Source organism: Bacillus methanolicus (assembly GCF_028888695.1).
Taxonomy (GTDB): domain Bacteria; phylum Bacillota; class Bacilli; order Bacillales; family Cytobacillaceae; genus Bacillus_Z; species Bacillus_Z methanolicus_B.
Genome location: NZ_PNFF01000001.1, coordinates 67,182 through 87,625, shown reverse-complemented (window position 1 = coordinate 87,625; position 20,444 = coordinate 67,182). Strand labels below are relative to the sequence as shown.

Annotated in this window: 17 protein-coding genes; 6 read left to right on the top strand and 11 right to left on the bottom strand. The window is 40.2% G+C overall.

What is annotated here, in order from left to right:
- Positions 1-12 precede the first annotated feature (12 nt).
- Complete coding sequence (locus C0966_RS00340) at positions 13-1,374, top strand: PFL family protein (protein WP_274853166.1); 1,362 nt, start codon at positions 13-15, stop codon at positions 1,372-1,374.
- Between the two features lie 116 nt (positions 1,375-1,490).
- On the opposite strand, the gene C0966_RS00335 is transcribed toward C0966_RS00340, so the two are convergent.
- The 4 genes from C0966_RS00335 to C0966_RS00320 all read right to left on the bottom strand — a co-directional run bounded on the left by C0966_RS00335 (position 1,491) and on the right by C0966_RS00320 (position 7,663).
- Positions 1,491-2,906, bottom strand: a complete 1,416-nt coding sequence (locus C0966_RS00335) for an amino acid permease (protein WP_274853165.1) — start codon at positions 2,904-2,906, stop codon at positions 1,491-1,493.
- Between the two features lie 266 nt (positions 2,907-3,172).
- Positions 3,173-4,966, bottom strand: a complete 1,794-nt coding sequence (cstA, locus tag C0966_RS00330; protein ID WP_274853164.1) for a carbon starvation protein CstA — start codon at positions 4,964-4,966, stop codon at positions 3,173-3,175.
- 203 nt (positions 4,967-5,169) lie between these two features.
- On the bottom strand, positions 5,170-5,910 hold the full coding sequence (locus C0966_RS00325) for a LytR/AlgR family response regulator transcription factor (protein ID WP_274853163.1): 741 nt from the start codon (positions 5,908-5,910) through the stop codon (positions 5,170-5,172).
- Positions 5,888-7,663, bottom strand: a complete 1,776-nt coding sequence (locus C0966_RS00320; protein ID WP_274853162.1) for a sensor histidine kinase — start codon at positions 7,661-7,663, stop codon at positions 5,888-5,890. Before C0966_RS00320 ends, C0966_RS00325 begins: the two co-directional genes overlap by 23 nt.
- Before the next feature lie 211 nt (positions 7,664-7,874).
- Between C0966_RS00320 and C0966_RS00315 the strand changes: the two genes are divergently transcribed.
- Positions 7,875-8,486 (top strand): REP-associated tyrosine transposase, encoded by a 612-nt coding sequence (locus C0966_RS00315; RefSeq protein ID WP_274853161.1) that lies wholly within the window; start codon positions 7,875-7,877, stop codon positions 8,484-8,486.
- A gap of 24 nt (positions 8,487-8,510) precedes the next feature.
- The gene (locus C0966_RS00310) at positions 8,511-10,052 is read left to right on the top strand and encodes a YifB family Mg chelatase-like AAA ATPase (RefSeq protein WP_274853160.1); all 1,542 of its coding nucleotides are present in this window, start codon (positions 8,511-8,513) and stop codon (positions 10,050-10,052) included.
- A gap of 66 nt (positions 10,053-10,118) precedes the next feature.
- On the opposite strand, the gene C0966_RS00305 is transcribed toward C0966_RS00310, so the two are convergent.
- From C0966_RS00305 to C0966_RS00280, 6 genes are all read right to left on the bottom strand, one after another.
- Positions 10,119-11,549: a sensor histidine kinase gene (locus tag C0966_RS00305; protein ID WP_274853159.1), complete on the bottom strand. Its 1,431-nt coding sequence runs from the start codon at positions 11,547-11,549 to the stop codon at positions 10,119-10,121.
- Between the two features lies 1 nt (position 11,550).
- The gene (locus C0966_RS00300) at positions 11,551-12,273 is read right to left on the bottom strand and encodes a response regulator transcription factor (RefSeq protein ID WP_274853158.1); all 723 of its coding nucleotides are present in this window, start codon (positions 12,271-12,273) and stop codon (positions 11,551-11,553) included.
- Positions 12,274-12,285: 12 nt separating this feature from the next.
- A complete protein-coding gene (locus C0966_RS00295; protein WP_274853157.1) occupies positions 12,286-13,011 on the bottom strand; it encodes an ABC transporter permease in 726 nt (241 codons plus the stop codon).
- A gap of 416 nt (positions 13,012-13,427) precedes the next feature.
- Positions 13,428-14,711 (bottom strand): IS110 family transposase, encoded by a 1,284-nt coding sequence (locus C0966_RS00290; protein WP_274853156.1) that lies wholly within the window; start codon positions 14,709-14,711, stop codon positions 13,428-13,430.
- Positions 14,712-14,826: 115 nt separating this feature from the next.
- The gene (locus C0966_RS00285) at positions 14,827-15,579 is read right to left on the bottom strand and encodes an ABC transporter permease (protein ID WP_274853155.1); all 753 of its coding nucleotides are present in this window, start codon (positions 15,577-15,579) and stop codon (positions 14,827-14,829) included.
- Entirely contained in the window at positions 15,576-16,487 is a 912-nt protein-coding gene (locus C0966_RS00280) for an ABC transporter ATP-binding protein (protein ID WP_274853154.1), read from the bottom strand. Before C0966_RS00280 ends, C0966_RS00285 begins: the two co-directional genes overlap by 4 nt.
- A gap of 298 nt (positions 16,488-16,785) precedes the next feature.
- Between C0966_RS00280 and C0966_RS00275 the strand changes: the two genes are divergently transcribed.
- Positions 16,786-17,148 carry a VOC family protein gene (locus C0966_RS00275; RefSeq protein WP_274853153.1) on the top strand — a complete coding sequence of 121 codons (363 nt, stop codon included), beginning with the start codon at positions 16,786-16,788 and terminating at the stop codon, positions 17,146-17,148.
- An 88-nt stretch (positions 17,149-17,236) separates the two neighbouring features.
- Here C0966_RS00275 and C0966_RS00270 read toward each other — a convergent pair whose 3' ends face one another.
- On the bottom strand, positions 17,237-17,482 hold the full coding sequence (locus tag C0966_RS00270) for a hypothetical protein (RefSeq protein ID WP_274853152.1): 246 nt from the start codon (positions 17,480-17,482) through the stop codon (positions 17,237-17,239).
- A gap of 122 nt (positions 17,483-17,604) precedes the next feature.
- On the opposite strand from C0966_RS00270, the gene C0966_RS00265 reads away from it, so the two are divergent.
- Both C0966_RS00265 and C0966_RS00260 read left to right on the top strand, forming a co-directional pair.
- Positions 17,605-19,221 (top strand): spore germination protein, encoded by a 1,617-nt coding sequence (locus C0966_RS00265; protein ID WP_274853151.1) that lies wholly within the window; start codon positions 17,605-17,607, stop codon positions 19,219-19,221.
- On the top strand, positions 19,211-20,434 hold the full coding sequence (locus C0966_RS00260; RefSeq protein ID WP_274853150.1) for a Ger(x)C family spore germination protein: 1,224 nt from the start codon (positions 19,211-19,213) through the stop codon (positions 20,432-20,434). The genes C0966_RS00265 and C0966_RS00260 overlap by 11 nt, the downstream gene beginning before the upstream one ends.
- Positions 20,435-20,444 lie beyond the last annotated feature (10 nt).

Sequence of the window (20,444 nt, the reverse complement as noted above, 5' to 3'; positions counted from 1 at the left end):
GGAGAGATTCTAATGACGATTGCAATGGATGAAATGCTCCAAACGATCCGAATGGTTCAAATGGAAAACCTCGATATTCGAACCGTTACAATGGGAATCAGCCTTCGTGACTGTACGGATTCTAATTTCGAAAAAATGAATCAACTTGTCTATGAGAAAATCATGAGTTTTGCCCAGAATTTGAAATCTACTGCTGAGGAAGTGGAAAAAGAATTCGGCATTCCGATTATTAATAAGCGAATTTCAATTACTCCAATTGCAGAAATTCTCGGCAATGCTTCAGTTGAACAGGCCGTTGAGCTTGCAAAAACACTTGACCTTGCTGCTCGCAACCTTGGCGTTGATTTTATCGGTGGATTTTCAGCCCTTGTACATAAAGGTTTTTCGAAAGGAGATCACACACTGCTCGCTGCCCTTCCAGAGGCATTGAGTGTAACAGAACGTGTTTGTGCTTCCGTATCCGTCGCAACCACCAGAACCGGCATCAATATGGATGCAGTGCGCCAGCTTGGATTGATTATAAAGGAAGCCGCAGAAAAAACAAGCGATCGGAACGGGATCGCCTGTGCAAAACTCGTAGTTTTTTGTAATCCTGTTGAGGATAATCCGTTTATGGCTGGAGCTTTCCATGGCGCCGGTGAAGGAGAAGCCGTGATAAATGTAGGGGTCAGCGGGCCGGGTGTTGTATTAAATGCATTGAAGCGCCATCCTGAAGCAGATCTTGGCCAAGTATCTGAAATTATTAAGAAAACAGCCTTCAAAATTACGAGAGCAGGAGAATTAATCGGGCGGGTCGTCGCTGAACGCTTGGGAGTTCCTTTTGGCATTATGGACTTATCCCTTGCACCGACAAATGCGATGAATGACAGTGTCGCAGAAATTTTAGAAGAAATTGGCCTTGAACGAGTTGGAACACATGGAACGATTGCGGCACTGGCACTCATGAACGATGCGGTGAAAAAAGGCGGCGCGATGGCAAGCTCCTACGTTGGCGGGTTAAGCGGCGCATTTATCCCGGTCAGTGAAGATAATGGAATGATCCGGGGAATCCTTGATGGCGCGCTATCTTTGTCAAAACTTGAAGCGATGACTTGCGTATGCTCTGTCGGCCTTGACATGATTGCACTGACAGGAGATGTAACTCCTTCCACCCTATCCGCAATTATCGCTGATGAAATGGCGATCGGAATGATCAACAAAAAAACAACAGCAGTCAGAGTCATTCCTGTTCCCGGTAAACGTGAAGGAGATATCGTCGAATTTGGCGGGCTTCTCGGCCGTGCCCCGGTAATAGGCGTAAATCCATTTCAATCAGAAAAACTTATTCAGCGGGGCGGCAGAATTCCAGCCCCACTACAATCTCTAATCAATTAACGCGTTACTGCGATGAGGGTCTGGCCCGCAGTACTTTAACGCGGTACAGCATTAAGGGTCTGACCCCTTCAACAATGAAAAAGCTTGCAGAAGTACTTCTGCAAGCTTTTTTGCTTTTAACCGACTTTTCTTTCTAAGATTGTTGTGTTATTTAATGTGCTGTGTTTTCTTCCGTATACAAAATAGATTACTAGACCAATTACAAGCCATGAAACGAAACTGATCCATGTTGTAGACGGCAATTGAAGGGTAAGATATCCGCAGAATAAAAATGCCAATATAGGAATCAACGGAACAAATGGCACTTTGAATCCTCTTCCAGAAGAAATTTTCGCTTTACGAAGATACAAAATACCGATTGACACAGTCATAAACGCGAATAATGTACCAATGTTTGTTAATTCAGCAAGTTTGTTTAATGGAACAACACCTGCAAAAAACGAGACAATAAGGCACGTAATCCAGGAATTAATAACAGGTGTTTGTTTCTTTTTATCAACACGAGATAAAACTTTTGGAAGTAAACCATCACGGCTGATTGCATAAAACAGGCGAGTTTGTCCATACATCATCGCAAGCAGTACTGTCGTGATACCTGTGATAGCACCTAAAGAAATAAATCCGGCAACCCAATCTTGGTTAATATAATTAAGAGCAAATGCAACCGGGTTTTTTACATTGAGGTGTTCATAAGGAACGATACCCGTTAGAATTAAGGAAACGATAATATAAAGTAATGTACAAATTGCTAAAGACGCAATAATTCCAATTGGCATATTCCGCTGCGGGTTTCGTACTTCTTCCGCTGCCGTTGATACCGCATCAAAGCCTATATAAGCAAAAAATACAGTTGCAGCTCCTGCAGTGACTCCTGAAAAGCCGAATGGCATAAACGGAACCCAGTTTTCCGGTTTAACATACCAAACACCGACACCGATAAACATTAAGACGACAGCAACTTTGATAAAAACCATAATCGCATTAAAGCGTGCTGACTTTTTTACACCCTGAGTTAAAAGCAATGTGATTAAAAAAACTATCAAGATAGCAGGAACATCAATAAAAGTTCCTTTTGCCGGGTCATAAGCACTCGTCAAAGCTTTTGGAAGCTCTAGACCAAATCCGGCAAGCAGGCCCTGAAAATATCCTGACCACCCGCTGGCGACGGCTGACGAAGCAAGACCATATTCTAAAATCAGATCCCATCCCAATACCCAAGCAATTAATTCACCAAATGTTGCATAACTGTACGTATATGCACTTCCTGAGACCGGAACCGTTGAAGCAAATTCAGCGTAACAAAGAGCTGCAAATACGCACGCCAATCCGGATAATACAAAAGAAAGAACAAGAGCGGGCCCTGCATGTTTAGCAGCTGCAACTCCGGTCAGTACGAAAATACCTGTTCCAATAATGGCGCCGATCCCAAGCATTGTTAGATCAAAAGCACCTAAATCTTTTTTCAAAGAAACTTCCTTTTGGTCAGTTTCTCTTAAAAGAGCGTCAATCGATTTTTTTCTAAATAAGCTCATAAAAGACCTCCGTATATATGTCATAATTTTCAGAAAACAACATTCGACATTTTTCGTGGTTTTCTATATTGAGATAATAATAATTTTTTTGTAAAAAAGCAATAATTTTTAAAAAAGTTCAAATAATAGTCAATATTTTCAAAAATAATATTTGTAATCTAACATTATTTATTTTTAAATATAAAAAGGGTCAGACCCCTCCAATACAAAGGAGAGAGTCAGACCCTTATCAGTCAGCCATTTGAGGCTCATTTTTTTCTTTAAATTTACGCGGCTTTTGCTTCCAATCGAGCTTGCGGCGAATTCCAAATTTCAACCCATTTTTTGATGGCTGTTACCATGATAATAACCCCAAGAGCCAACATGATGATGGATAAAATACCGTTTAGCACACTGTATCCAGCTGCTGCCGGATTCAAGTAAACATTCGTTATCATCCAATACCCTGCATAATTTACAGTTAAGAATAAATAACCTAACGGAACGAGGCATGTAAGCATATATCTTCGTTTATCCGCAATTTTCAAAATAACGGTAGCTCCAACAATCAAACCGATTGATGCCATCAGCTGGTTTGAAACCCCGAACAAGGCCCAAACGGAACCAATATCTCCTGAATACAGGAGGTATCCCCACATAAAGCATGCCAATGCACTGGCAAAAATGGAACCAGGAATCGAGTCGACTTTTTTCAACGGCTTATATAACTCACCGAAGAAATCCTGAATTAAATAACGGGCAACACGTGTTCCGGCGTCAATTGCTGTTAAAATGAAAACCGCTTCAAACATAATGACAAACTGGAAGAAATAAGAAGCAAGATGGCTGAACCATGGTATTTTTGTAAAAATATACGTCATCCCAACCGCCAGTGTTACAGCACCGCCAGTTCTGCCTTCAAGATCCAAACCAATTTCCTTGCTTAATTCAGGCAAATGAGCAACATTCATTCCAAGTGTTTTAAATACTTCCGGAGTTGAGTTAATCGCAAAGTAATCAGCAGGCTGAAGCGACGTTGCAGCAACTAATGCCATAATCCCAACTAGACTTTCAACAAGCATTGCGCCAAATCCAACAACTTTAATGTCGCTCCAGCGGTCAAGCATTTTCGGTGTTGTCCCGGAACCAATAAAAGCATGGAATCCGGAAATCGCACCACACGCAATTGTTATTGAAATGAACGGCCAGACAGGACCGGCCAAAATAGGACCGCCGCCGTTAATAAATTTAGTTACAGCAGGCATTTCAATCGATGGATTGATAATAAACACACCGACAATTAACGCTATAAATACACCTATTTTCATAAAACTGCTTAAATAATCACGCGGTGCAAGCAACAACCACACCGGCAGAGCTGCCGCAAAGAAAGCATAAACAGGAAGAATAATTGCTAATGTTTTTGAATCAAAAGTCAGCATTTTCCCAAGAGCCGTTTCTTGAATGGAAGGACCCATCAAGACCCCAATCATTAGAAGTATAAATCCAACAGTCGATGCAAGTTTTAAATTGCCTGTCTTTTTATAAAATATTCCTACTCCCATTGCAATCGGAATCGTAATTCCAACGGCGAAAGTTCCCCAAGGGTTATTTTCAAGAGCGTGAAGGACAACCATAGAAAGACCGGCCATTGTTATCGTGATGATGAACAACATGGCTAGACCAGTACAAAAACCGGCCACAGGCCCCAATTCTTCTTTTGCAACTTCAGAAAGTGATTTCCCTTTTTTCCGCATTGATGCAAATAAAACGACCGCATCATGAACGGCTCCACCAATTACCGCACCGATTAAAAGCCAGACGAGTCCAGGCAAATATCCGAATTGCGCTGCCAAAATCGGCCCAACAAGAGGACCTGCTGCGGCAATTGCTGCAAAGTGATGCCCAAACGTAACCCATTTATTTGTTGGAACATAATCCTTGCCATCGCTTAACTCATGTGCCGGAGTAGCTTTTGAATCATCCAGCTTCATGACTTTCACCGCCATAAATGTTCCATATAGACGGTAAGCGATCATTAAAATACAAATAGAACCGATAACAATTGTAACCGCATTCATTTTTTCTTTAACCTCCATTTATTCTTTAAGTTCATCATACCTGATGAAAACATTCATAAACGATTTTCATGTCAAAATGCTAAAATGGAGGGCTGGAAAGCAAGATTATAATATTGAAATGCAAAAATGAATTTTGGCTTACAGGCAATACTCTTTTTTCATAATTTTGTTGTGTATTGTGAATATTTTGTACCCGCACTTTATCAAAATCCAAGTAGCTCCTTAAGTTCTTTTGTATATGTCCGGCTGACTGGAACTTTTTCACCATCTTGCATGATTAAGTTATATGTGGAATGAAACCACGGCTCAATTTCCGTAATGGCATTCAGGTTAACAAGGTAGGCCCTGTGAACACGGATAATCGGGGTGTTTTGAAGCTTCCGCTCAAATGTAACGAGTGGCTCGGCAACCTGATATTTTTTGTTATTTGCTTTAATCACTGTCTTTCCTTCAATCGTGCAAATATATAAAATATCTTTAATGTTAATCAAAACAATTTTATTTTCAACGTTTATAGCCAGTTTTTCCGTCCGGTCCTTATTAAACGATTTTTGCATAACCTCCTGCTTTTCTTCCCGTTTTTTAAATAGCTTGTTCAATTTTTCAATTGTTTGCTTAACCCGTATTTCATCAAAAGGCTTTAATATATAATCGGCCGCATTTAACTCAAATGCTTTTAGAGCATGATCGTCATAAGCGGTTGCAAAAACAATTTCAGGCCGGCGGTCAAGTTCAAACATCTTTTGGGCAATATCCAAGCCGCTTTCATCAGCGAGCTGTATATCTAGAAAAATAACATCTGACTCTACCATTTTGATTTGTTCCAAAGCAGCTGCGACATTGTCTGCCTCTCCAACTATTTCTACCTCTTTTGTCCTCCGAAGCAAATATGCCAGCTCATCCCTAGCCAGAGGTTCATCATCAACGATAAAAACCTTTAGCATATTCCTCACTCTCCTTCGTTTGTACAAGTGGAAGGGTAATTGTAACCTTTGTGCCCGCTTCAGGCTCGCTTTCAATTATAAAAGCCCCATCAGGCCCAAAAATTTCTTCGATCCGCTTTTTTATGTTCCACAATGCAGTTCCCGTTCCATTAGAAGATTTTATCGTTGTATTCCCAAGTGAACTTAAAAGTTCCGGCGGAACTCCCCTTCCATTGTCATCCGTTGTTAGAATCATTTTTCCATTTTCAGACCAGCCCTTTATGGTGACTTCGCCCTTTTTGCTTTTTGCAAAAGCATGGCGGATGGCATTTTCAACTAAAGGCTGGAGAGTAAAAGGCGGAACATATACTTTTTTTAAGGATGGATCAATTTCGATCTTGACTGTGTACTTTTCCGGAAAACGGGCTTGTTCCAACGACAAATATGCTTCTACATGTTCAATCTCCTTCTCAAGTGGGATAAGCATTTGTCTGGCCCCTTGAAGATTGCTTCTAAAAAACACACTTAATTGAATTAAAAGCTTTCTTGCATTATCTGCGTCTATTCGAATAAGACTTGAGATCGTATTAATTGCGTTAAATAAGAAATGCGGATGGACCTGGGCCTGCAGCGCTTTAATTTCTGCGTCTTTTAACAGCTTTCGCTGCAGTTCGGCTTCTGCAAGCTCCAATTGTGTGGAAAAAAGTCTGCTTAGCCCTTCCGCAAGCTCCTGCTCTGCCTGATCGAGCTTGTCCGGATGAGAATAATATAGTTTTAGCGTTCCTACCGTTTGATTATGAGCTTTGAGCGGCATGACTAAGGCTGCCTGTAATGGGCAATCCTTTTTCACGCACTGGATTTCTTCACGTGTTTTCGCTTTTATGATCCTTCCCTGCTCCAATACTTTTTTTGTTAATTGGGTTCTCAGGCTTTCCATTGGTTTATGATGGTCTGATGCAATGCCGACATGAGCTAGAACAAGATGTTCATCCGTTATCGATATGGCATCAGCATTCGTACATTTTAAAATAATTTCTGCTGCTTCCCGGCAAGACTCAACATTCAGCCCTTGGCGAAAAAAAGGAAGAGTTTGCTCAGCGATGTTCAACGCTTTATGAGTGTGCAATGCACGGGTTTTTTCCTCTTCTAAAAGTATCGTTTGGATGATTAATATAAAGACAAGCGTTCCAAACCCATTAATGGTGATCATAGGTAAGGCAATGACTTCAACAAGGTGGTATGCAGATTCAAAAGGCCTTGCAATAAGAAGAATGATTCCCATTTGAATGCATTCCATCAAAACTCCAATCGACATCGCCCACAATGGTGATTTTTCTTTTTGAATGTTGAAACGCTTGCCAATCAGGCCGGTCGCAATTCCGGCCAAAATCGTTGAAATCGAACATGCGGCAGCTGTAAAGCCCCCAAGTGTCAGACGATGCAGACCGGCAATAAGTCCACCGCCCAAGCCGACAAGAGGTCCGCCGAGTAATCCACCGATGGCGACTCCCATGATTCTTGTGTTGGCCAGAGCGCCGTCGTAATGGACATCCGTCTGCCACGATCGGGAAGAAATCAATCCTTCCTCAATTTCAACTCCCGTATAGTTGCTGATCACTCCGAATGTTCCGAAAATGGCGATCAAGATCATTTTTTCTTTAAACCTGTGTTCATTATGAACGATTTGGCGAAATGATTTCATCCTCGAAAGCAAAAACGCCATGATAATCAAAATACCAACCCGCTCAAGCATCAAAAACAAAAGCTCAATCACATCAATCAATTCCTTTCAGATTAGGGGTCTGGCCCGCTCTGCGTTAATGCGTTAAAGCACTGAGGGTCTGGCCCGCTCTGCGTTAATGCGTTAAAGTGTTAGTGTTTTGATACCGGCCTTTGTTTGTTTTATCTTCTCTTTTTGCAAGAAGGATTTCTTGAATCAATGGAGAAATAGTGTATTGCAAATATTTGAAAGGAAGGTGGTTTCATTGCCTAGAAAACCGAGAATATGGTACCCGGGTGCTATTTACCATATTACTCTGCGCGGAAATAGAAAATCCGAAATCTTCTATGACAACAAGGATTATTTAAAGTATCTTGGACTAATAGAAGAAACGCAGCAAAAACTACCCTTTATTCTCCACACTTACTGTCTAATGCCTAACCACATTCATCTCCAGCTAGAAACAAAAGAAACCCCTTTAAGTGACATAATGAGAATTATAAATAGCCGATACGCTATTTATTTTAACAAGAAGTTTGAATTAATTGGACATGTCTTTCAAGACAGATATTGGGCAAGATTAATACTTGACGATTGGTATATGTTGGAGGCAAGCAAGTATATTCACTTAAACCCCGTTGAAGCGAAAATGGTTGAAAGTCCCGAATACTACCGTTGGAGCAGCTGCGCAGCTTATATTGCACCTCAAAAAACAAATCCTCTTATTTCCACGGAAAGAATCCTTTCATATTTTTCTTCTCCTTCAAATAAGAATTATATGCGTTATTTGATATTAGAAGAAAGAAATAGTGAACTCCTAACGCCTTTGTTAGCAAAAAATCCATTTTTGAAAAATTCTCATTTCAGTAAACTTTAATAAAACGAAAAGGGATGATCATACATGTCTATTGTTACAAAAAGCTTAGGTCTGAAAGGAATGGAAGGATATATCGTAAATGTTGAAGTAAAAGTATTTGATGGTCCGCATTCTTTTAGAATCGTCGGATTGCCGGACACTTCAGTTAAAGAATCAAAACAGAGGGTGCTGGCGGCAATACTTTCATCTTTTTCGGAAGGATTATTCGAAAAAAAGATCATCGTGAACCTTTCACCGCCTGAACAGAAGAAAAATGGACCCTTTTTTGATTTGGCCATTGCAATCGGAATTTTAAAAAATATTCATTTTATAAAAGAAGAAATCCCGGAAAATAGTGCTTTTTTGGGCGCCTTGTCGTTAGATGGCACTGTACAGCCAGTTAGTGGCATTTTACCTGCCATTATAGGGGCAAAGAAAAAAGGCATTAAGAAAATATTCTGCCCGTTTGATGACTCTATCCCGTTTGAAAAATTGAGCGGAGTCGAATTGGTTTTTATCAATTCCTTGGAAGAGACAATTCGGTATCTTCAAGGGGAAAAGACTCTAATACTTCCAAGAAGAAGCGATCCTCTTCCTTCCACTCAAACTAGTCATTCATATGATAGAAATTTTTCCAATATTTATGGACATAAAGAGGCAAAACGAGCTTTAGAAATTGCTGCTGCCGGCCAACATAATATTCTGCTAATTGGGCCTCCGGGCTGCGGGAAAAGTATGTTAGCTGAAGCTTTCCCTACTATTTTACCGCAGCTAACAGAAGTAGAAAGTCTTGAAGTATTGAGTTTATATCAATTAGCCGGACAACAGTATCCGTTCGTATATGAACCGCCGTTTCGAAATCCCCACCATTCAGCTTCCTCTGTTTCTATTATTGGCGGAGGCTCCTTCCCTCGTCCCGGTGAAATTTCTTTGGCTCATAATGGTGTTTTATTTTTAGATGAAATGGCAGAGTTTTCAAAGAAAACGCTTGATATGCTGCGGCAGCCACTGGAAACCGGGGAAGTAACGATAAGCAGAGTCCAATCAACCGTTTCTTATCCGGCAAAATTTATTCTTGTTGGTGCCATGAACCCTTGTCCTTGCGGTTATTTGAATTCTAATACTCAATACTGTGTATGTTCCCCCAGACAAATTTTTTCATATCAAAGAAGAATTTCCGGTCCAATTAAAGACCGGATGGATATACTATTAACCTTAAAATCAGTCAACATAGAAGAAGAAAGCCAAAAGCATAACGAAGACTCCGCCTCTATTCAGCGAAGAGTTGCGGTTGCGAGAAAGTTTCAATATGCAAGATATGGTACTACAATCAGCAATGCCAGAGTTCCCATTGATTTACTCTTAGAACAATCCCCTCTCTTGCCGTATCAAAAAAAATTCTTAAATCAAGTTTCAATCAAAGAAAATTTGAGTACAAGGCATCAAATCAAGATCATTCGTCTTGCGAGAACCATTTCCGATCTAAGCGGAAAAACTGAAATCACAGATCAAGCATTAGAAGAAGCAATATTACTTAAACAATACCCTTTTGAAAAAACAACAAAAGGAATACCATCACCACATTGAGGGTCCGGCCCGCGTTGCGTTAACGCTGTAAAGCATTGAGGGCCTGGCCCGCTCTACTTAAAAGCGTTAAAGTGGTAAAGCGTCGCGGGTCTGACCTCCAAATAAAACCGTTACTTTTGTGCCGTAATTGAGTTTGCTTTCGACGTATATGTCACCATTGTGTACTTCGATAATTTGTTTAGCGATGGCAAGGCCGAGGCCGGAGCCTTTGTGGGCTTCTCCTGTGTTCGTTCCGCGGTAATATCGGTCAAACAATCTGTCGAGTTCCTCTGGCTCGATCCCTTTTCCATTGTCCTCAATTTCGATGATTATTTGTTCAGCTTTCTTAACTCTTACCCTTATTTCAGTACCTTTCGGGTTATGAACAAGCGCATTATAAATAAGATTGGAGATTGCCCGCTTCAAAAGCAGCTGATCCCCAAAAAACATGATCCCCTCTGCTCCTGCCTCAAACGATATAGGTGCTTCTTCGTATTGTGGATGGTTTAAAATATCAATAATCGTGTCTCTTACCACCTCTACGATATTCTCACGGCTTCGGTTCAGCGGAATAAGTTCATTTTTGAGTTGATACGTAAGCTTCAAATCTTCCACAAGGTTTTCCATATATTTTGACTTGCTTAAAATAATACTTGCGTACTTTATTCTCTCCTCTGTTACCAAATCGTACTTAGAATCGACAAGCACTTCAGAATAACCTTTAATAGAAGCAAGCGGCGTTTTCAAATCATGAGTAATGTTTGTAATCCATTCTTCCCTCATTTTTTCCGTTTTTCGCCTTTCCATTTCATTTTGCTCCAAAGTATCTGATAAGTGGTTCAAACTCTTATGGACATCCTTATAAATCCCTTTCGGAGCCTCTTTTTTTACATATTTCCCCTCTGCCAAAGCTTGAATTCCGCTGATGACCTTTAGAATCGGTTTCGCTAACTGGGCACTAAACAAATAACCGACAATCGATGAAATCAATATAATTATAACCGTTGTTCCTGCGAAAAAAAGAAGCATATCCCTAATGATTGTCTTTGGGTTGAAATAAAATGAGGCCTTTGCAACGGTTTCAACCGGAAACCCCATAATATAACTGAGATTGCGCCCACCGACATCTAAAATTCCTACAAAGATCGTATATCCCTTAATTGCACCTGAATACTTATGGTAAAAAATCAGCTTGCCTGGTGTATAATGATTTGGTGCATGGGCCGGCTTATATTTTTGAAAAATTTCATTTCCGTCTTCGTCAAGAACCTGAATCCAGCTCTGATAGTTTTCCAATTCCTGAAGTTTATCTTCCGGTATGTGAATTTTTCCATCCTGGTACTTTATATTTTCGCCAAACTCCAATGTGATCGAAGAAGCATTTACACTTAAAAGCTTTTCCGGATCTTTCGGACCCTTATAAAATATCATTATGTTTAAAAACATAATGCCAAATAAAGAAATAATGATAGTAATAATAATTGCAGCAAGGAATCTGCTTGTAATTTTCCACTTCACGTTATTCTCTCCTTGCAACTAACTTGTATCCGAGCCCTTTTACCGTCTTAATATAAACCGGATTTCCCGGGTCATCCTCGAGTTTTTCTCTTAAATGGCGGATGTGAACCATAATCGTATTATCATAGCCAAAATAATCTTCTCCCCAAACCCGTTCGCAAATCTTCCGTTTGCTTAATATCTGATTCTGATTTTCCGCCATAAACAAGAGAAGCTGATACTCTTTGGCTGTTAAAATCACGGGTTTGCCGCTTTTTGTCACTTCGCCCCGTTTAGGATCAATTTCAATATCACCGAACACATATTTCCGATTTTCTTTTTCGTCTTCCAGCCCGTCATACTGCTTTCTCCTGAAGTGAACTTTCATTCGAAACGCAACTTCTTTTGGGCTGAACGGTTTTGTCACATAATCATCCCCGCCAATTCCTAGTCCAAGCAGCTTGTCGAGGTCATCCGACCTGGCAGACAGAAAAATAATTGGTACAAATGAAAATTTCCGAATCCTCCTGCAAACTTCAAAGCCATCAATATCAGGCAGCATAATATCAAGAACAATCATATCCGGCTTTAACTCTTTGCAGAGCTGAATGCCCTCCCCGCCTGTTGTGGCCTTATAAATATGCTGAAAACCTTCTTTTAACAGTACTGTTTCAAGAAGATTCAAGATATCCTCTTCATCATCAATCAAGAGTATTTTCCGATCAGCAATTCCCTCAACATGCATAAAATTTCTCCCCTAAAAGATATCTTTTTTCCTAAACTGATAAAGACCAAACAAAATGAACAGAAGAAACGATACAAAACACACAGTATACATGATTGGACCTTTTCCGTCTGTTCCAAACATCTCGCTCAAACCGGATACAATCGGATAGGTCCATGGGTAATAAATCCAATATTTTCCTGAGTTGACAACCAGCATCGAAGGCAAACTCATTCCTATCCCTGCTGCGAGCGGAATTCCAAAATGAGAGAAGCGATAGCTTAAATAGAATTGCAGCGAGATAATAGGAAGTGAAGCAATGGCAGATATAATCGGCCTATTAACAACCATTTCAATCGGTATCGGTCCGCTTGCCCTGATTGAAATTCCAGCTAAAACCATTCCCGCTATCAAAACGAAAATACTGTAAAAAATAATGAACAGGCTGATGATTAATTTTGAAAAATAGACGGATTCTCTTTTTACAGGCAAGGATAAAAGCTGTTTCCAGCTGTTATTGCTGTGTTCCATTCTTGCCATAATCGCGATGACAACGGTAATAAGGATTGGAAAAAGAAGCCATGTATATTGAGACATGGTTCCGATAAACATCGTTCCCCATAAGTTTGGTTCGGTTTCTTCCTTAGATAAGGCAAATAACCGGCCTTGAAAAACGGCAAGAAGCGGAAGCAATGTTGCCGTAAGAATTAATTTTGTTCGCCTTAATTTATACCATTCGATCTTAAGCACCTTTAACATGTTTCTTCCTCCCTCAATAAAGTTTATTTTTCTCCCGAATACTCGCTTTTTCTCAAAATTTCATAGACACTTAATAGAATACACACCTCATTTAATGGATATATGTTGAATTTTTTTAAATAATTTACAAGGTAGGGGGCATCCTATCAACCAAATTGTATTTATTTGGTAAAAATAAGGTATAACCGTGCTTCATCATCTCCACATCACTCACGGTCGCTAACCCTCCCACATCTCTCCGGATTGAATTCCATACATTCCTTCGTCCTGCGTATCCATGAGGTGGAGGTTGGATATGCTCCTTTGCTGGGTCACATGCCCGTATGGAATAAATAAGCTCCAACTCTGCACTATTGGTGTTTGTCATTTGAGATAATTACGGTATTCTGAAATGATTTCATGAACTTAATAAAGCCTTAAGCTGCCTGTAATGAATCGATTTGAGGCAAACCTCTCAATAACTTTGAACCATCAAATTCACACTGTTTTTGACCAATGACAAATAAGACACGTAGTAATTTACAACACAAGGCAATCAGTGACTGCTGTTTCTTCAAAGGTCGATCAGGACGCTTTGTGTAGTATTGATGCAGGGCTTTAAACGTTGGATTATGGGCAACGAGTGGACGAATGGCCAAGTATAAAGCTCTTCGCAATCGACTTCGTCCTCGTTTTGTGATCTTGGTTTGCCCCTTAAACTTCCCGGAACTATGTTCACGTAATGACAGCCCTGCCAGATTTACTAATTGCTGGGGATGACTATACTTTGTTATATCCCCGACCTCATCGAAGAATAGCGCGACTGTTGTAGGACCTAAGCCTTGAATATTGATCATTTCCTTCGCTCCAGGTATCGTTACTACAAGTGCTTCCAGATCCTTATCTAACTGTCCTAATTGCTCTTTGTATAGCTCATATTGATCGAGTAAATAATCCAATTCACGTTTAGCAAACTTGATACCAATTTGGATACCAATGCTCTTTTTCGCTGCTTCTATTAACTTTGTAGCTCGTTTGATTCCTACACCACGGTTTACTTCTTGTTTCCATTTCGCAAGAACTTCTTCTGATGTCATTTCTTTAATCTGAGAGGGGAATGGAAAGTTTCTTAATGTACAAAGAGCTGCCTTTCCTTCCCAGTCTTTAAATACATCGAAAAACTCCGGAAAGTAACGCTGGATGTGATTTTGAATACGACCTTCTGTGATCATAAGCTGCTGGATGAGCTGATCTCTTAATTTGACGCCTTCTCTTAGCTCTGCATAGATGCCATCTAAGAGATTTGGTACGGAGTATCGCCCATCTTTAATCAGCTGTGCAATCACACGTGCATCTTTCGTATCGTTTTTAGTTGGAGAGTTATCATCCAGCTCTTTAGTTTTTTTGACATGCATAGGATTGACCAAGACAAAGTCATAACCTTTAGCAGTCAAGAAATAGGCCAGACTCAGCCAGAAATGACCGGTCGGCTCAACACCAAAAATGACATGTGTTTTTTGGTGTTCCTTTTGATGCCTCGAAACCCAATCAAGCAGTTTTTGATAGCCATGTATGCGATTTTCAAAGATCAGTCTTTTTCCAAATTCGATTCCTCGATCATCCTGAGCTCGAGCGACGTGTTTGTCTTTGGCGATATCAATGCCTACAATTAATGTTGATGGTGTAATTTGCGAGATTTTACGATTTTGCGTATAATTCATCTTGAGTCCTCCTTGGTAATTATTAATTCGGGGTCAATGCATTGACACCCTGTACTATACCAAGAGGGCTCTTTTTGTTTCAAACCTCAAATTTCTTCATTACAGGAATAGCTCCTTATAAAATATCCCTTCTATTAAATTCAAAAATTCCAATTAATAAAAAGACGGCACAAGACAAAACTCCGCCAACAATGGCTGCAGCTAGCTCATTTCCCTCAAGCGAATAAGCAAAATAAGGGTAAAGATAAGGTGAAAATTCCTTTAAATCAGGTGCTTGAAATAATAGAATCATTGAAATGACCATACCGAGAAATCCGATCAAAATGGCATTTATTTGATTTTTCAACAGTGTACTTACCCAGTTATGAATGGCTGCTGAACCAAGAATACCGGCAAATTGGTACAAAACATATTCCATGTACAAATCGGCTTCAAACGGCTCCGGAAAGCCAATGACTTTACCAACAAGAAATAGACCAAGCGAATTCAAAGTGATCAATAGCCAGCTGAAAAAAACAATGACCGAAAATTTAGATAGAAACGCTGAAGTTCTTGAAACCGGCAAACTTAATAGACTCTTCCAGGCGCCTTGTTTTGTTTCGGTATAATGGATGATGGCACTTATCACAGCTACGAATACCGGCAAAAACAAACCCCAGTTTAAGACTCCATGATTTTCAGCGAGAAGCATTTCCCAAGAGGAAACACCCTTTTCCTGCGCCCGGAAATATAGGTAATCATCGTATCTGATGTACATATCCAAAAACATGGCTGAAGTCGTTCCGAGCGGAATCACGAGTAAAAACAGCCAAATGAGCCCTCTTTTTTGCTTGAGAAAGTCGGCTGTTACCAGATTTAAGAACCTCATCTCCCGTCCTCCTTTGCAGTAATATTCAAGAAGATTTGCTCGAGCGTCTCTTTCTTTTGGCTCAGGTGATAAACATCAAATTCACCAAGAACGAGTTCTCTGTTAATTTGTGCAGGATTGACGGAGTGATCTTTCACAATAATTCCATTCTCATTTATCTTTATGGAATATCCTTTTTCTTTTAAAAAATTGGCAGCCTCGTGGACCGGACTTGCTCCGATCGTAATATGCGACTCTCCTCTTGAGCGAAGTTCATCCATTGTTCCCTGAAAGATTAGTTTTCCTTTATGGATAATTCCAACGTGGTTTGCAATCAGCTCGATTTCGCTTAAGATATGACTTGACACCATTACCGTCATTCCCGTTTTTTCCGGCAAGGTTTTAATCAAATAGCGTATCTCTTGAATGCCTGCTGGATCAAGGCCGTTTGTCGGTTCGTCCAGAATCAGCAGTTCAGGATTTCCAAGAAGAGCCTGTGCAATTCCAAGGCGCTGCTTCATTCCTAACGAATATTTTTTTACCAATTTATTTTTAACATCTGAGAGTTTCACGATGTCTAATACTCTGTCAATCTCTTTTTTATCTACCCCAAGAATTTTTCTTGTAATCTCAAGGTTTTCATATGCCGTTAAATGCCCGTAATAAGAAGGGCTTTCTACAAGAGAACCGATTTTCTTGAGAATTTCCATTCTGTTTTTGTCAATTGGTTTGCCGACCAGGCGGACGCCGCCCTTTGACGGCTTGATTAGACCGAGAAGCATTCGAATGGTTGTGGACTTGCCGGCCCCATTTGGACCAAGAAAACCGTAAATTTTTCCCTTTGGAACTCTCAAATCAATATCATCTACCGCCGTAAAACTTCCGAACCTCTTTGAAAGATTCCTAGTTTCAATAATCAAATTCTCCATTACAACCTTCCTCCTCCATTCTTTACAAATTGAATATAAACACCTTACCTTAACTCCACGTTCAGCCAACCTTAAATTCATCTTAATTTTCAGATATTGAGGGCCAGGCCCGCTCTGCATAAAAGCGTTAACGCGTTAAAGCGTTGAGGGCCAGACCCCTTCACCGCTATGTGTAATTGTTGTTATAATTTGTTTATGAACTCTTATTAGAGAATCAAAGGATGTCGTTTTTTTACAAGACGAAAATTCATCGACATGATAAAGTTCATTTGTCAAAACTTTATAGGGAGGAAAAACAATGATAACTAAAATAGCAACTGCTGCAGTTTATGTAGAAGACCAACAAAAAGCAAAAACATTTTGGACTGAAAAAGTCGGATTTGAAGTTATTCTCGAAACTCCAATGGGTCCTGGCGGAAGCTGGCTTGAAGTTGGTCCAAAAGGCGCCGAAACTGCACTTGTTCTTTACCCGAAAGCAATGATGAAAGGCTGGGAGCAAATGAAGCCTTCCATCGTTTTTGTGTGTGATGATATACAAGCAACTTATGAAAAAATGAAGGCAAATGGAGTCCAATTCGAAAGTGAACCGAAGCAAATGCAATGGGGAACTTTTGCAACATTCCTTGATGAAGACGGAAACTCGTATGTTTTAAAGGGATAAACGCAGTTATTGACCTTTATAAAAAATATTAGAGTATTGTTCAGAATCCAACATATCCCTCGGGAGCAGGCCAACCTGTTCCCGTTTATTATTTTTCAGACTGAGGATTGCTTGTTTGTTCTTTTCTTTTTTGAAAAAAGAAAAGAACAGGTTTAATCAATAAGGTGAAAATAAAAAGAAAGAGTATAAATAATTCAATAACTTCCATCAAAAGGAAAGGATTAAAAGCATTGCGCAGCGCAGTGCTGATATCAAACCCTTGAAGAATATCGATTCCTAGAGACAATCCCATTAAAAGCCCCATCATCAAAATTGCAATACCAATGTTTTTCATTTCTAATCACTCTCCATCCATATCTTTTTCCTTCACAAAACTGTTATACCTATAAGAAATAAATGCATAACTGAGGTATATACTGCGAAAAATATAATAAAAAAAGAAAGGTATTTTATGGTATGCCTTCATTTTTTAAACGGAAAAAACAAGAGAAAAACAGTCAAGAACAGTCCAATAATCGTTTTTTAGAGCCTATTGATTATTCCTTGTCAGCAAATCTTGAAATCATAAAACAGAAAACAGGAAAAAGTTCAGACCTAGTCATCCGAACGTTGAAAATCGGCAATCATTCTGAGATTAAAACCGCAATTGTTTATTTCGAAGGCATTGTGGACACTCAATTCATCAACGATTTCATAATCGAATCCATGACGATGAATCGTGATTTACAAGAAAAGCTAATTCGAAAAAATGCTTTGGAAATCATCGCAGAAGAGATGGTTGCTGTCGGTAAAGTAAAAACAGTAAGTGACTGGGATGAGTTATTTTTATCGTTAATGTCAGGAGAAACCATAATCTTAGTCGATGGAATAAATGAGGCTCTGAGCGCTAGTACAAAGGGCGGTGAAAAACGGGCGGTTCAAGATCCAAGTACACAGATATCGGTCCGTGGTTCAAGAGAAGGGTTTACGGAAAACATTCAGACAAATACAGCGATGGTGCGTCGGATTATTAAAAATCCGGACTTATGGCTTGAGTCGATGACAATCGGCAAGATTACGAAAACAGATGTTGCGATTATGTATATAAATGAAATTGCCGAAGAGAAAATCGTCGAAGAAGTACGTGAACGACTAAAAAGGATTGACATCGACGGCATTTTAGAATCGGGTTATATTGAACAACTGATTGAAGATCAGACGTTGACAACCTTTCCGACACTTTATCATACAGAAAGACCGGATATCGTTGCCGGCAATCTGCTTGAAGGAAGGGTTGCTATTTTTGTAAACGGTACTCCTTTCGTGCTTTTAGCTCCTGCTGTATTTATTCAGTTTTTCCAGTCAGTTGAAGATTATTATGCGCGTTTCGATATCGCAACAGCCCTTCGCTTTTTGCGGATTTTAACTCTCTTTATTTCCCTTATAGGACCTGCTGTTTATATTGCTGCTACTACATTTCACCAAGAGATGATTCCGACACAGCTGTTGATCGCAATTGCGGCTCAGAGGGAAGCGGTGCCTTTTCCGGCATTTGTTGAAGCGGTCATAATGGAAGTATCGTTTGAAATTTTACGAGAAGCAGGGATCCGATTGCCAAAAGCCGTAGGCTCGGCAGTATCGATTGTCGGGGCTCTTGTGATCGGACAAGCAGCAGTACAGGCCGGAATTGTTTCACCTGCCATGGTGATTGTCGTGGCCATTACAGCAATCGCCAACTTTGCAACGCCTTCATTTGCGATTGCGATTTCCGCACGATTAATCCGTTTTTTGTTTATGATCAGTGCGGCAACATTTGGTTTCTATGGGATTATTCTAGGAATTATCATGATGACCGCTCATTTATGCAGCCTTCGTTCATTCGGCGTTCCCTATATGTCTCCGCTTGCGCCGTTCATTCCGGCAAATGCGGGTGATACATTCGTCCGGGTTCCATGGTGGGCTTTAAGGAATAGAGCAAGATTAATCGGCGATAAAAATCCGATTCGTGAAGGGAAAAACCAGAGACCGCAGCCTCCTGAAAAACGTGTGATGGTCAATCGTGACATTGAAAAAGGTGGCCGAAATGAATCATAAAAAAGTATTTCTATTCTTAGTGTTGACAGCCACACTATTGCTCTCAGGGTGCTGGAGTAAAAAGGAACTAACCGATCTTGCATTAATCGCGGCCTTCGGTATTGACATAAATGAAGATGGCACGTATGTCGGAACCTTTCAAATTATAAATCCAGGAAACGTGGCAGGGGGCCTGCAAGGTGGAGGAGGCGGGGAGAGGCCGCCAATTATCATATATTCCAGCACCGGGGACAATATCGTTGAAGTGAGCCGGCATGCATCAAGCAAGTTCTCGCGAAGGCTTTATTATGCTCATACAAACCTTGTCGTCATTAGTGATGAACTGGCAAAAAAACAAGGCATCACCACTATTTTTGATGCTCTTGATCGCGATCCTGAATTCCGAAGCACGGCAACAGTTGTGATAGCCCGTGATACGAAAGCAGCTGATATCGTTAAAACGTTGACCCCTCTCGATAAAATTCCGGCTAATAAAGTAATTAAAACATTAAAATTTACGGAAAAAAGATATGGAGAGCATTTGAACGTCAATATTCAAGAAGTGATGAGATCTCTCGAATCTCCCGGAAAAGAACCGGTCATCACCGGATTTCACTTAGATGGGTCTGCCAAACATGCTAAAAAGCTGGAGAATATTCAAGAAACCGCCCCCGAAGCATCCCTTGAAGCCAGCGGCATTGCCATTTTTAAAGAAGGGAAATTGATCGACTGGATTCAAGGGAAAACAGCAAGAGGTGCAGTATGGGGACTTGATAAAATCAAAGCAACCGATGTCAATATCAACTGGGAAGAAAAAAAAGAGGCAATCGCTTATCAAGTAATCCGCCAAAAAACGAAAGTCTCTGCTAACATGAAAAATGGACAACCAAAAATTTCGATTCATGTCCGTGCAGAAGGAGACATTGGCGAGGTAACGTTACCTATTGATCTAACCGATCCGCGTGTACTGTCGAACATAGAAAAAGCATTGGAAAAAGAAATAAAAAAAGAGATATATGTTGCCGTAGAACGCGCCCAGAAAAATAAATCGGACATTTTTGGTTTTGGCGAAACGATACGCCGTTCCGATCCAAAAGCTTGGAAAAAGATGAAACACGATTGGAATGATGTCCACTTCCATGAATTAGAAGTGGACGTGACGGTAGATGCTTTTATACGCCGCACCGGTTTAAGGAATAAACCGCACCTTTCTGATATAGAAATGAATCGTTAGTGAAAAGGAA

Excerpts from the sequence above, each read along its gene's own strand:
- C0966_RS00280 (WP_274853154.1), bottom strand. The coding sequence starts at position 16,487 with ATGGAGAATTTGATTATTGAAACTAGGAATCTTTCAAAGAGGTTCGGA.
- C0966_RS00275 (WP_274853153.1), top strand. The coding sequence starts at position 16,786 with ATGATAACTAAAATAGCAACTGCTGCAGTTTATGTAGAAGACCAACAA.
- C0966_RS00285 (WP_274853155.1), bottom strand. The coding sequence starts at position 15,579 with ATGAGGTTCTTAAATCTGGTAACAGCCGACTTTCTCAAGCAAAAAAGA.
- C0966_RS00265 (WP_274853151.1), top strand. The coding sequence starts at position 17,605 with ATGCCTTCATTTTTTAAACGGAAAAAACAAGAGAAAAACAGTCAAGAA.
- C0966_RS00325 (WP_274853163.1), bottom strand. The coding sequence starts at position 5,910 with ATGCTAAAGGTTTTTATCGTTGATGATGAACCTCTGGCTAGGGATGAG.
- C0966_RS00290 (WP_274853156.1), bottom strand. The coding sequence starts at position 14,711 with ATGAATTATACGCAAAATCGTAAAATCTCGCAAATTACACCATCAACA.
- C0966_RS00335 (WP_274853165.1), bottom strand. The coding sequence starts at position 2,906 with ATGAGCTTATTTAGAAAAAAATCGATTGACGCTCTTTTAAGAGAAACT.
- C0966_RS00270 (WP_274853152.1), bottom strand. The coding sequence starts at position 17,482 with ATGAAAAACATTGGTATTGCAATTTTGATGATGGGGCTTTTAATGGGA.
- C0966_RS00295 (WP_274853157.1), bottom strand. The coding sequence starts at position 13,011 with ATGTTAAAGGTGCTTAAGATCGAATGGTATAAATTAAGGCGAACAAAA.
- cstA (WP_274853164.1), bottom strand. The coding sequence starts at position 4,966 with ATGAATGCGGTTACAATTGTTATCGGTTCTATTTGTATTTTAATGATC.
- C0966_RS00300 (WP_274853158.1), bottom strand. The coding sequence starts at position 12,273 with ATGCATGTTGAGGGAATTGCTGATCGGAAAATACTCTTGATTGATGAT.
- C0966_RS00310 (WP_274853160.1), top strand. The coding sequence starts at position 8,511 with ATGTCTATTGTTACAAAAAGCTTAGGTCTGAAAGGAATGGAAGGATAT.
- C0966_RS00340 (WP_274853166.1), top strand. The coding sequence starts at position 13 with ATGACGATTGCAATGGATGAAATGCTCCAAACGATCCGAATGGTTCAA.
- C0966_RS00260 (WP_274853150.1), top strand. The coding sequence starts at position 19,211 with ATGAATCATAAAAAAGTATTTCTATTCTTAGTGTTGACAGCCACACTA.